The 12,284-nt window shown below is 71.0% G+C and carries 12 protein-coding genes; 7 read left to right on the forward strand and 5 right to left on the reverse strand.

Going from position 1 to position 12,284, the window contains the following annotated elements:
* Positions 1–41 precede the first annotated feature (41 nt).
* A complete protein-coding gene (locus ACWD68_RS22165) occupies positions 42–638 on the forward strand; it encodes an RNA polymerase sigma factor (protein ID WP_451808146.1) in 597 nt (198 codons plus the stop codon).
* 103 nt (positions 639–741) lie between these two features.
* Complete coding sequence (locus ACWD68_RS22170) at positions 742–1,776, forward strand: maleylpyruvate isomerase family mycothiol-dependent enzyme (protein WP_451808147.1); 1,035 nt, start codon at positions 742–744, stop codon at positions 1,774–1,776.
* Positions 1,777–1,953: 177 nt separating this feature from the next.
* Here ACWD68_RS22170 and thpD read toward each other — a convergent pair whose 3' ends face one another.
* The 5 genes from thpD to ACWD68_RS22195 form a co-directional block, all read right to left on the reverse strand.
* Entirely contained in the window at positions 1,954–2,841 is an 888-nt protein-coding gene (thpD, locus tag ACWD68_RS22175) for an ectoine hydroxylase (RefSeq protein ID WP_451808148.1), read from the reverse strand.
* Positions 2,842–2,848: 7 nt separating this feature from the next.
* On the reverse strand, positions 2,849–3,253 hold the full coding sequence (locus ACWD68_RS22180; RefSeq protein ID WP_451808149.1) for an ectoine synthase: 405 nt from the start codon (positions 3,251–3,253) through the stop codon (positions 2,849–2,851).
* An 89-nt stretch (positions 3,254–3,342) separates the two neighbouring features.
* Positions 3,343–4,614, reverse strand: a complete 1,272-nt coding sequence (gene ectB / locus ACWD68_RS22185) for a diaminobutyrate--2-oxoglutarate transaminase (RefSeq protein WP_451808150.1) — start codon at positions 4,612–4,614, stop codon at positions 3,343–3,345.
* Between the two features lie 59 nt (positions 4,615–4,673).
* Complete coding sequence (gene ectA / locus ACWD68_RS22190; protein ID WP_451808151.1) at positions 4,674–5,213, reverse strand: diaminobutyrate acetyltransferase; 540 nt, start codon at positions 5,211–5,213, stop codon at positions 4,674–4,676.
* A 397-nt stretch (positions 5,214–5,610) separates the two neighbouring features.
* On the reverse strand, positions 5,611–6,711 hold the full coding sequence (locus tag ACWD68_RS22195) for a pyridoxal-phosphate-dependent aminotransferase family protein (RefSeq protein ID WP_451808164.1): 1,101 nt from the start codon (positions 6,709–6,711) through the stop codon (positions 5,611–5,613).
* A gap of 173 nt (positions 6,712–6,884) precedes the next feature.
* Between ACWD68_RS22195 and ACWD68_RS22200 the strand changes: the two genes are divergently transcribed.
* The 5 genes from ACWD68_RS22200 to ACWD68_RS22220 all read left to right on the forward strand — a co-directional run bounded on the left by ACWD68_RS22200 (position 6,885) and on the right by ACWD68_RS22220 (position 11,695).
* A complete protein-coding gene (locus tag ACWD68_RS22200) occupies positions 6,885–7,736 on the forward strand; it encodes a transporter substrate-binding domain-containing protein (RefSeq protein WP_451808152.1) in 852 nt (283 codons plus the stop codon).
* Positions 7,733–8,566, forward strand: a complete 834-nt coding sequence (locus ACWD68_RS22205) for an amino acid ABC transporter permease (RefSeq protein ID WP_451808153.1) — start codon at positions 7,733–7,735, stop codon at positions 8,564–8,566. Before ACWD68_RS22200 ends, ACWD68_RS22205 begins: the two co-directional genes overlap by 4 nt.
* Positions 8,563–9,351: an amino acid ABC transporter ATP-binding protein gene (locus ACWD68_RS22210; RefSeq protein ID WP_451808154.1), complete on the forward strand. Its 789-nt coding sequence runs from the start codon at positions 8,563–8,565 to the stop codon at positions 9,349–9,351. The genes ACWD68_RS22205 and ACWD68_RS22210 overlap by 4 nt, the downstream gene beginning before the upstream one ends.
* Before the next feature lie 46 nt (positions 9,352–9,397).
* Positions 9,398–10,489, forward strand: coding sequence for an amidohydrolase family protein (locus ACWD68_RS22215; protein ID WP_451808155.1), 1,092 nt, complete (start codon positions 9,398–9,400; stop codon positions 10,487–10,489).
* Between the two features lie 318 nt (positions 10,490–10,807).
* Positions 10,808–11,695, forward strand: a complete 888-nt coding sequence (locus ACWD68_RS22220) for an SCO1860 family LAETG-anchored protein (RefSeq protein ID WP_451808156.1) — start codon at positions 10,808–10,810, stop codon at positions 11,693–11,695.
* The last annotated feature ends 589 nt before the right edge of the window (positions 11,696–12,284 follow it).

Below are 12,284 nucleotides of genomic sequence, written 5' to 3' on the forward strand. Positions count from 1 at the left end.
TGGCGCCGGCTGCGGCAGGGCGCTAGGAAGGGCACCACGAGGTGGTGGTGCCGGTGGAACCGACGCTCACTGACGCCGAGTTGCACCAGCGGCTGGTGTACGGCGACGAGTCCGCGCTCGGAGAGGTGTACGCCGCGTACGGCGGGCTGGTCAGGCAGGTCGCCGTGCGGGTCACCCGCAGCCCGGCGGCCGCCGAGGACGTGGCGCAGGAAGTCTTCGCACAGCTCTGGAGCAGGCCGTACGCCTTCGACGCCCGCCGCGGCACGCTGCGCACCTGGCTGTCCATGCTCGCCCACCGGCGGGCGGTGGACTGGGTGCGCGGCGAGGCCCGGCACCGCAAGGACGCCCGGGCCGACGACGCGGCGCTGCACGCCATCCCCGACGCCGCGCCGGGCCCCGACGAGACGGTCGTCGACCGTGAACGCTCGCTGCTGCTGCACTCCGCGCTCGCCGAACTCCCGCAACCCCAGCGCGAGGTGATCCACCTCGCCTACTTCGCGGGCCGCACCTACCGGCAGGCGGCCGTGGAACTGGGGATCCCGGAGGGAACCGCGAAGACCCGGCTGCGCGCCGCCCTGCGCAGACTCGCCGAGACCCTCGCCGACCCGCCCGATCCCGCGTTGGAGCGGGGCGCGTGATGGCGTCACGGGTGGCTCAGGCCGGAGGGCGCGTGCGTATGGTGGGCACAGCGGGTCGAGGCACGGCCGACACGCCGTACCCGGCCCGGAAGGGCGGCGGACGATGAGCACGCACCACGAACGGATGCGGGACCTGCTGGCGGCCTGGGCCGTCGGAGCCCTGACACCCGCCGACGAGAAGACGGTCCCGCTCCATCTGGCCGAGTGCGCGTCCTGCGCCGCCGAGGCGGAACGGCTGCGCGAGACGGTACGGCTGCTGGACGGCCCGCGGCGCCTCTCCCCGGCGAACGGAGCCGCCGACGGTGTACTGGCCCTGGCCCTGCGCTCCCGCCCGGCCGCTCCCCGAGTGGCCCGGCACGCCGCCCCCTACGCCGCCGCGGTCGCCGGACTCCGGTCGCTGCTGCGCGAGGTGGAGGGCCGGGGGCCCTGGGGCACGCCGGTCGTGCACGACTGGGACGTGCACGCCACCGTCGCCCATCTGATCGCGGCGGACGAGCCGTTGGCGCGGCACCTCGGCCTCGTGGCACGGTCGCCGGAGACTGCCGGCGCGGAGCCTGCCGGCGCGGAGGAGGCGCCGTGGCAGGACGCCTGGGCCGCCCGGACCGCCGAGGTCATCGCGTACGAGCACCGGCGCCCGCCCGAGGCGACCGTCGCCGCGTGGAGCGCGCAGGCCGGCGCGCTGCTGGCCGCGCCGGAGGCGACCGATCCCGAACGGGCCGCGCACGCCGCCACGTTGATGGGCGCCCGGCTGCCCGTCGCGGACCACTTCGTCGTGCGGGCTTTCGAGACGTGGATCCACACCGACGACATCGGGCGGGCCCTCGGACTGGCCGTGCCCCCACCGCCGGACCCCCATCTGCGGCAGCTCGTCCGCCTCGCGGTGCGGGTCCTGGGAACGGCCCTCGGCCCCACGGCGCCTCCGGTGCTCTTCGCGTTGGAGGGCGGGGGAGCCGACGCGCAGTGGGTGCTGGGCTCCGAGGACGAGCCCGTCCGGGCCGAACTCGTCCTGGACCCGGTCGACTTCTGCCTGCTGGTCGGCGGCCGGTACGTGCCCGGCGAGGTGCCCCGGGGCGCGACGGGGGACGCCGCCGTGATCAGCGCCGTACTGGAACGGGCCGCGTCGTTGGCCTGGCTGTAGCCACCGGGCGCGGTGCCGGAACACCGAGGGCCGGGTCCTCACCCGCGAAGGAGGGTGAGGACCCGGCCCGAGCCGGTGCGTACCGGCGAAGGGGCGACCCCGAACCGGCCCGGGTGGCCCCGTATGGACCGAGGCGACCCCGTACCGGCCGAAGTGTCTCCGTACCGCCGGAGGAAGTCAGCGCACCGGCGTGAAGTCCCGTGCCCCGATGAACTCCGGCCTGCGCACGGGTGCCGCGAACGGCTCCACCGCGGCGTTCTCCACGCTGTTGAAGACGATGAAGACGTTGCTGCGCGGGAACGGGGTGATGTTGTCGCCCGAACCGTGCATGCAGTTGCAGTCGAACCAGGTCGCCGAACCGGCCCGCCCGGTGAAGAGCTTGATGCCGTGCCGGCCGGCGAGGCGGGTGAGGGCCTCGTCGGAGGGCGTTCCGGCGTCCTGCATCTGGAGCGACTGCTTGTAGTTGTCCGTCGGTGTGGCCCCCGCGCACCCGAGGAACGTCCTGTGCGACCCCGGCATGATCATGAGACCGCCGTTGGTGTCGTAGTTCTCGGTCAGCGCGATGGAGACGGACACCGTCCGCATGTTCGGCAGACCGTCCTCGGCGTGCCAGGTCTCGAAGTCCGAGTGCCAGTAGAAGCCACTGGCCCCGAACCCCGGCTTGACGTTGATCCGCGACTGGTGGACGTACACGTCCGAGCCGAGGATCTGCCGGGCCCGGCCGACGACGCGCTCGTCGCGCACGAGCCGGGCGAAGATCTCGCTGATCCGGTGCACCTCGAAGACGGAGCGGATCTCCTGCGTCTTCGGCTCGACGATCGAGCGCTCGTCGGCACGGATCGCCGGGTCGGCGACGAGCCGTTCCAGCTCCTGCCGGTAGACGGCGACCTCGTCCTCGGTGATGAGTTCCCCGACGGAGAGGAAGCCGTCGCGTTCGTACGTCTGGAGCTCGGGGACCGTGATCGGGCCGGGCTCGCCCGGCGCGCCCCAGACGACCGGGTCCTGGCGGGGCGCGGCCACTTCGGTGGCGGCGCGGCTGGGGTACAGATCGGTGAGTGTGGTCATCGGTGTGTCACACCTCCTCGGGTTCGGTGAGCAGGGCGTAGACGCCGTTCTCGTCGTGGTCCTCCCGTCCGGTGACGGGCGGGTTGAACACGCAGACGCACCGGAAGTCGGTCCGGGGACGCATGGTGTGGCGCTCGTGGCCGTCCAGCAGGTACATCGTCCCGGGGGTGATCCAGTGCTTCTCGCCGGTCTCGTCGTTGGTGAGTTCGGCCTCGCCCTCCACGCAGAGCACGGCCTCGATGTGGTTCGCGTACCACATCTGCGTCTCCGTACCCGCGTACAGGATCGTCTCGTGCAGGGAGAAGCCGACCTTCTCCTTGGCCAGGACGATTCGCTTGCTCTCCCAGGTGCCGGACGCCGCCCTCACATGCCGGTCGGTGCCTTCAACATCCTTGAACGAACGGACTATCACAGTGGTGCGATGCCTCTCTCTCGTGCTTCTCGTGCCTCTCGGGCCGGCTCCGGGACGTCCTCCCGGACGGTCTCCGGACGGACGCCTTCTCAGACGGTCTCGCGGACGGCCCGGGCGAGGGTGCGCAGGCCCTCGTCGAGCTCGTCGGGGGTGATGGTGAGCGCGGGCAGCAGTTTCACGACCTCGCTCTCGGGGCCGGACGTCTCGATGAGCAGCCCGAGCTCGAAGGCGCGCTGCGCGATCCGCCCGGCGCGCGCCTTCTCCTTGAACTCGATGCCCCAGACGAGCCCGCGGCCCCGGTACTCCTTGATGTCGGCGAGGTTCTCCTCGGTGATGGAGATCAGCGCCTGCTCGACCTGTTCGCCGCGGGCGCGGGTCTGCTTCTCCATGGCGGAGCCGTCGGCCCAGTAGGCCTCCAGGGCGGCGGCGGCCGTGACGAACGCCGGATTGTTGCCGCGGAAGGTGCCGTTGTGCTCGCCCGGCTCCCAGATGTCCAGCTCGGGCTTGAACAGGCACAGCGACATCGGCAGCCCGTACCCGCTGATGGACTTGGAGACGGTCACGATGTCGGGCACGACGCCCGCCTCCTCGAAGGAGAAGAACGCGCCGGTGCGCCCGCAGCCCATCTGGATGTCGTCGACGATCAGCAGCATGTCGCGGCGCCGGCACAGGTCGGCGAGGGCACGCAGCCACTCGGGCCGGGCGACGTTGATGCCGCCCTCGCCCTGCACCGTCTCGACGATCACCGCGGCGGGCTGGTTGAGGCCCGAGCCCTGGTCCTCCAGGAGCCGCTCGAACCACAGGAAGTCCGGGACCTGGCCGTCGAAGTAGTTGTCGAACGGCATCGGGGTTCCGTGCACCAGCGGGATACCGGCGCCGGCCCGCTTGAAGGCGTTGCCGGTCACGGCGAGCGAGCCGAGCGACATCCCGTGGAAGGCGTTGGTGAACGACACGATCGACTCGCGGCCCTTCACCTTCCGCGCGAGCTTCAGCGCGGACTCGACGGCGTTGGTGCCGGTCGGGCCGGGGAACATCACCTTGTACGGCAGGTCGCGCGGCCGCAGCACCAGGTTCTGGAAGGCTTCCAGGAAGCCGCGCTTGGCGGTCGTCGACATGTCGAGTCCGTGGGTGACGCCGTCGCGCTCCAGGTAGTCGATCAGGGCCCGTTTGAGCACGGGGTTGTTGTGCCCGTAGTTCAGGGACCCTGCACCGGCGAAGAAGTCGAGGTACTCGTGTCCGTCCTCGTCGTACATCCGGCTGCCCCGGGCGCGGTCGAAGACGGTGGGCCAGTTGCGGCAGTAGCTGCGCACCTCCGACTCCAGGGTCTCGAAGACGCTCAGGTCGGGCGGGGTGATGGTCACGGCGAATAGCTCCTCGAAGCGTGGGGGGCGGAAGAAGTGGGGGGCGAGGAAGAAGAGGTTCAGCGGGCGAAGGGGCCGATGCGGTACAGCACTTCGGGGTCGTGCGGTCCGTCGGGGAACTGCCCGGTCTCGAACAGCACCTCGCGCTCGACGGCCGCGTCATGGCGTTGTGCGTACGACAGGAACAGGCGCTCGGAGGCGGTGTTGCCCGGCGTGATGGTGGTCTCGACGACGGACAGTCCGCGCTCGGCCGCCACCCGCGCCGTCAGCCCGTCGAGCAGTCGCGCGGCCAGTCCGCGGCCTCGGTACGCCGCGTCGACGGCCACCTGCCACACGAGCAGGGTGCGCGGACGCTCGGGGCGCACGTACGCGGTCACGAAACCGACGGGCCGTCCGTCGGCGTCGCGTGCCACCGCCGAGGTGCCGGCGAAGTCACGGCACCACAGCAGATAGCTGTACGAGGAGTTCAGGTCGAGGGTTCGGGAGTCTTTGGCGATACGCCAGAGGGCGGCTCCGTCGGCCACCTCCGGACGGTCGATCCGAAGGCCCTCCGGCATTTCCAGGAATTCCGCTGACAGGTCTGTGCGTGCGGCGGTCATGCGGATTGAATTTACCGACGGAAAGCTCAAATTGCATCGTCGGACGGGGTTACGCGCAGCGCACCGGTGTGTTATCACGCGCCCGTGAAAGGGTGACACCGTACACAGTTTTATGACCGCTTTTGCCCGGAAAATTCCACAGGAAAGGGGCGCATTGTGGAGTGCGTCACAGTGACGAAATGTGGGGGAGATCCACCCGAATCGCGCCGCTCGGCGTTCGCGAAATCTTTGCGTTTAGGTACAGAGAAAGCGGGCAGAAGAATGCGGGAAGCTATGCGGGGCCAAATGGGATCCGAATTAACGGCAGGATAAGCGTGTGGAGAGGATTTGCAATTCGGGCGTCTTCGGGCCTCCCCGCCCGGCGGAGGCGCGGACGCCCCCGCCGGTCACGCCGGAATCATTCCCAGGCCAGCGCCACGGCCCGGCGCGCCCCTTCCAGGTCCACCGGGAAGCCGGACTCGGCGAGTGCCGCGCCCAGGCCCGCGAGGCTGGAGTGGACGACACCCCGGGTGGCGTCGGGTCCGTAGTGGTTCACGCGGATCATCGACCGCGCGAGAGCGCCGCCCCCCGCGGCGAGCGGCAGCTCGGGATCTGCGGCCAGCGCCTTGGCGACCACGGCGGACGCGTCCACCTCTTCGGGCACCTGCAGCGTGGTGGCGACGGGCGCCGCGTCGGAGGCGGCGTGCACGAACGGCTTCAGCCCCCCGCCGAGTGCCACGGCCCCCGCCCGGGTGGCCGCGGCGGCCGAGGCGTGCCGGGTCATCACCGCGTCGAGGCCCTCGCCCTCGATCCGCTCGACACACGCCTCCAGCGCCAGCATCTCCAGCTGTGCCGGCGCGTGCAGCAACGCCGTGCGGCCACCGTCGACCCACCGCTCCTTCCAGTCCAGCAGGGAGAGGTAGGAACGGCGCGGCGCCGCGGGGTTCGAGGCCATCCGGGTCCACGCCCGCTCGCTCACCGACACCGCCGACACGCCGGCCGGACCGCCCATCGCTTTCTGGGCCCCGATCACGCACAGGTCCACGCCCCAGGCGTCCGGCAGCACCGGCTCGGCGCCGATCGAGGCGACGGCGTCCAGGTAGAAGAGCGCGCCGTGCTCGCGTACGACCTCGCCGATCTCCGCGACCGGGTTGGTGTTCCCGGTGGCGGCCTCGGCGTGCACGAGCGACACGAAGTCGATCGAGGGGTGCTCGGCGAAGGCCTCGCGGATCTGCTCGGCGGTGACCGCGGCGTGGAAGGGCACCGCGAGATCGATCACGGTCGCCCCGCAGTCCCGCAGCCAGTTCCCGAAGGTCTGCCCGTAGGGGCCGGTGATGACGTTCAGGGCGGTGGTGCCGGGGCCGGCCGTGCCGCGGATGGCCCCCTCCAGGGGCAGCAGCGCCTCGCCCTGCATGATCACGACGTCCTGTTCGGTGGAGAGCAGCCGGGCGACGCGGTCCTCGATCGACGCGAAGTGCGCGGCGCTCAGCGGCGCCAGGTCAAGAAAGGGGTGGGTCACGGAGGTGCTCTCTTCGTTCACGGGGGTCGACGATCAGAGCGTAACTGTCGGTCGCCGGCGCACCCGGACCGGCGAGTTCTGAGGCCAGACGGCCCAGTAACCATCGGATTGATTTGAGCAACCCAAACCTTTCCTTATAATCGGAACCCACAGTTCCCTCACAGGAGGTCTCCGTGAACTCGGTCCCCGGACGCCGGACACGCATTCTGGCCGCCACCACCGCCACGGCCGGGCTCCTGCTCGTGGCCGGCTGCTCCTCGGACGACGGTGGCGGCAAGACGACCACCGCGGGCGGGGTCCCGCTGGTCAAGAGCGGCCAGCTCACGACCTGCACCCACCTGCCGTATCCGCCCTTCCAGTCGGAGATCGACGGCAAGGTGCAGGGCTTCGACGTGTCGCTGATCGACCTGGTCGCCAAGGACCTGGGCGTGAAGCAGGCCATCGTCGACACGCCCTTCGAGAACTTCAAGACAGGCGCGTTCCTCAACTCCGAGCAGTGCGACCTCGCCGCGGCCGGCATGACGATCACCGAGGAGCGCAGGAAGAACGTCGACTTCTCCGACCCGTACTTCGACGCCACCCAGGCCGTCCTGGTCGACAAGAAGAGCGGCGTCAACTCCCTCGCCGACCTGAAGGCGAAGGGCAAGAAGCTCGGCGCCCAGGCGCAGACCACAGGCGAGGACTACGCCAAGAAGCAGGGCTTCGACCCGGTCTCCTTCGAGTCCTCCGACGCGGTCCTCAGCGGGCTGCGCAGCGGGCAGGTGCAGGCCGTGATCATCGACTACCCGGTCGTGCAGGGCTGGCTGAAGGACAAGGCCAACGCCGACGCCTTCAAGGTGGTGGACAACCTCAACACCGGTGAGCAGTACGGCTTCACGGTGAAGAAGGGCAACGCCAAGCTCGTCGCCGCCATCAACAAGGCCATCGCGGAGGCGAAGGCCGACGGCACGTACAAGAAGCTCTACGAGCAGTGGATCGGCCCGTACGACGCGTCCGCGGCCTCCGCCTCCCCGTCCGCCTCATGAGTGATGCCGACGCACAGCTTCAGCCCCGCCGGTCCGGCCTGAGCCGGCGCCAGAAGCGCGCGCTCTCGCGCGGCGCGCAGTACGTCGTCGCCGCCGCCGTCGTGATCGCCTTCGCGGTCACGGCGGACTGGGGCCGCCTGAAGAACCAGTTCTTCCAGTGGGACCTGGTCAAGCAGATGTTCCCGGACGTCATCACACTGGCGCTGAAGAACACCGTCCTCTACACGATGTCCGGCTTCGGTGTCGGTCTCGTGCTGGGCATCGTCGTCGCCCTGATGCGCCTGTCGTCGGTGGGCCCCTACCGCTGGGCCGCCGGAATCTACATCGAGGTCTTCCGCGGTCTGCCCGCCCTGGTGATCTTCATCTTCGTGGGAGTCGCGGTACCGCTCGCGTTCCCGGGCACGGAGATCCCGGGCGGAACGTACGGAAAGGTCGCCATCGCGCTCGGTCTGGTGGGGGCCGCGTACATGGCCGAGACCTTCCGCGCGGGCATCCAGGCCGTACCCAAGGGGCAGATGGAGGCGGCCCGTTCGCTGGGCTTCTCGCACGCGCGGGCCATGGTCTCGATCATCGTCCCGCAGGCGTTCCGGATCATTCTCCCGCCGCTCACCAACGAACTCGTGACCCTCTTCAAGGACTCCTCGCTGGTGCTGTTCCTGGGCGTCACCCTGGAGGAGCGCGAACTGTCCAAGTACGGCCGCGACCTGGCGAGCACGACGGCCAACTCGACACCGATCCTCGTCGCGGGCCTGTGCTACCTGCTCGTCACGATCCCGCTCGGCTTCGTCGTACGGCGTCTCGAAACGAAGGCGGGGGAGGCCACCAAGTGAGCACACCGGAGATCCAGGTGAAGGACCTGTACAAGTCCTTCGGCGACAACGAGGTCCTGCGGGGCATCGAGCTGGAGATCGGGCAGGGCGAGGTCGTCTGTGTCATCGGCCCGTCCGGCTCCGGCAAGTCGACCCTGCTGCGCTGCGTGAACCTCCTGGAGGAGCCGACCAAGGGCCAGGTGTTCGTCGGCGGTACGGAGGTCACGCACCCCGACGTCGACATCGACGCCGTACGCCGCCGTATCGGCATGGTCTTCCAGCAGTTCAACCTCTTCCCCCATCTGTCGGTGACCGAGAACCTCACGCTGCCGCAGCGCCGGGTGTTCGGCCGGGGCAAGGCGGAGGCGGCCCGGATCGCCGCCGAGAACCTCACCCGGGTGGGTCTCGCGGAGAAGGCCGACGCCTATCCGGCCTCGCTCTCCGGCGGCCAGCAGCAGCGCGTCGCGATCGCCCGCGCGCTCGCCATGGGGCCCGAGGTGATGCTCTTCGACGAGCCGACCTCGGCGCTCGACCCCGAACTCGTCGGCGACGTGCTCGCCGTCATGCGGATGCTGGCCGACGAGGGCATGACGATGATCGTCGTCACGCACGAGATGACCTTCGCCCGCGAGGTCGCCGACCGGGTCGTCTTCATGGACGGCGGTGTGATCGTCGAGGACGGCACCCCGGCGCAGGTGATCGGCAACCCGAGCCACGAGCGGACCCGGCACTTCCTGTCCAGGCTGCTCGACCCGGCGATGGCGGACGTCGAGGACAGGACACCGGACCGGGCGGACGGGGAGTAGGACCGGGCGGGTGAGGAGGGGGAGCCGCCTCACTAAGGTGCGTTCCATGAGCGATCACCCGGTACTGCACGTGAAGGGGCGGGTCCTCGTCGGACCCGACGACGTCCGCGACGAGCTGTGGGTCGTCGCCGGGCGGATCTCGTACGAGCGCCCCGGCGGCGCCCGTGACGTCCGCACCGTCGAGGGCTGGGCGCTGCCGGGCCTGGTCGACGCGCACTGCCATGTCGGGCTCGACGCCCACGGCCCGGTCCCCGCGGACGTCTCCGAGAAGCAGGCGCTGACCGACCGCGACGCCGGAACCCTCCTCGTCCGGGACGCCGGGTCGCCCTCCGACACCCGCTGGGTCGACGACCGCGAGGACCTCCCGAAGATCATCCGCGCGGGCCGCCACATCGCCCGCACCCGCCGCTACATCCGCAACTACGCCCACGAGATCGAGCCCGAGGACCTCGTCGCGTACGTCGCCCAGGAGGCCCGGCGCGGTGACGGCTGGGTCAAACTCGTCGGGGACTGGATCGACCGTGGCACCGGCGACCTGAGCGCCTGCTGGCCCCGCGACGCCGTCGAGGCGGCGATCGCCGAGGCACACCGGCTCGGTGCCCGGGTCACCGCGCACTGCTTCGCCGAGGACTCGCTCCGCGACCTGGTCGAGGCGGGCATCGACTGCGTCGAGCACGCCACGGGCCTCACGGAGGACACCGTCCCGCTCTTCGCCGAGCACGGCGTCGCCATCGTCCCCACCCTCGTGAACATCGCCACCTTCCCGCAGCTCGCGACCGGCGGCGAGGCGAAGTTCCCCCGGTGGTCGGCCCACATGCGACGCCTCCACGAACGTCGTTACGACACCGTGCGCGCCGCGTACGACGCCGGAATCCCCGTCTACGTCGGCACCGACGCGGGCGGATCCCTCGCGCACGGGCTCGTCGCGGGCGAGGTCGCCGAGCTCGTCACCGCCGGTATCCCGCCCGTCGAGGCGCTCTCCGCCACCACCTGGGGAGCACGGCGCTGGCTCGGGCGGCCCGGCCTCGACGAGGGAGCGCCCGCGGACCTCGTGGTCTACGACGGGGACCCGCGCGCGGACGTACGGGTCCTGGCCGCTCCGCGGCGGGTGGTCCTCAACGGGCGGATCGTCGGCTGACACGGGCGGCCGGTCCGACGTGGGCGTGGTTGACGGAGCGTGACGAACGGGGTGGCGTGCTCGTTGCGCACCTCCAGGTGTGCTCCGGCGCGCCGGCCGGCCGTCGACCGGCGCGTCAACCAGCGTGTTCTCCCCAGGGTGTTGAGCGAGTGACGTTGGGGAACATCCGTGCCCCGGGATTCGAAGGCGTGCGCTAGGAATCCACGTTGGAGTGAACTCACGTCAGGTGGCTGACTGTTCACTCTCAGTGCGTAATTCTTTCCGGGTCCCAGGCTTTCTCCTATGGGGGTCCCACCCTTGAACAGCATCAACCACCGCATGCCCGCACGCCGTTTCGCCGTCACCGCGGCCGCCACCGTCCTCGCCGCGGGTCCCACCGCGCTGGCCGGAGCGGGCTCCGCCCACGCGACCACCGACCACGGTCGCGCGAGCGCCGTCGTGCTCCGCACCGGACTCGACGTGTCCCTCCTCAACAAGACCGTGAACGTCCCGCTCGCGGTCTCCCTGAACGAGGTGCAGGCACCGGACAGCGCCGAGAAGACCACGCTCACCGCCCAGTTGGACGGCGTCGACGGCGGACGTCCGTTCAGCGTGCTGCGCGCGGACGTCGCCACCGCCGAGGCCGCCGTCTCCGCCGGGAAGGCCGAGGGCGCCACCCGCCTCACGCACGCCGCCGTCCATGTCCCCGGACTGCCGCTGCTGTCGCTCATCGAGGTCGAGGAGGTGACCTCGAAGGCGACCTGCGAGGCGGGGAAGAAGCCCGTCGCCACCGCCAACCTGCTGGGATCCGTCACCGTTCTCGGCAAGAAGGTGACGCTGTCGACGGGCGGCCCGACACAGGTGAAGGTCCCCGGGGTCGGTGAGGTGCGGCTCGACCTCTCCAAGACGGAGACCACCACCCGTACGGCCGCCGCGTCCGCGCTCGAACTCAAGGTGTCCATCGACCCGTTGAAGCTGAACGTGGCCGAGGTGGAGGGCACGGTGACGCTGGCGAGCGCCACCTGCGAGTCGCCGGAGGAGCCCGTCGCCCAGCAGGCCGCACCCGCGGACCCGGTGGCCGAGGCGACACCGCAGGGCGCTCCCGCGGAGGAGGGCCTCGCCGAGACCGGGGGCAGCTCCACGACGCCGTATCTGGCCGTCGGCGCGGTGGCGTTGCTCGCCGTGGGCGGCGGAGCGGTCGTGCTCTCCCGCCGCCGCCGGAGCTGACGGCCACCGCACAGGGCTCCGCCCGGCCCCTCGCACAGGGCTCCGACCCCTCGCACAGGGCTCCGCCCGGCCCCTCGCACAGGGCTCCGCCCGGCCCATCGCACAGGGCTCCGCCCGGCCCATCGCACAGGGCTCCGGCGGGACCCTGGCCCGGCCCACTGTGTGAGGCTCCGCCCGGCCCACCGCAGAGGGCTCCGGCGGGACCTCGCCCGGCCCACCGCACAGGGCTCCGGCGGGACCTCGCCCGGCCCACCGCACAGGGCTCCGCCGGGACCTCGCCCGGCCCGCCGCATGGCTCGGCCCGGCCCACCGCACAGGGCCCTGCCGGGACCTCGCACGGCCGCCGCATGAGGCTCCGCCGGGACCTCGCACGGCCCACCGCATGGCTCCGCCCGGCCCACCGCACAGGGCCCTGCCGGGACTTCACACGGCCCACCGCATGAGGCTCCGCCCGGAAAACCTCGCAGGGGGTCCCGTCCGGACCCCGCTCCTCGGGCGCCGGGCGGGCTGAGGAGGCCTGGCAGGAAGTGCAGAGAGTGGATGCGGGGTGCGGGTACTCGGTTGCAGATACAAAAACGGGAGTCGTGCG

Source organism: Streptomyces sp. NPDC005141 (assembly GCF_053599975.1).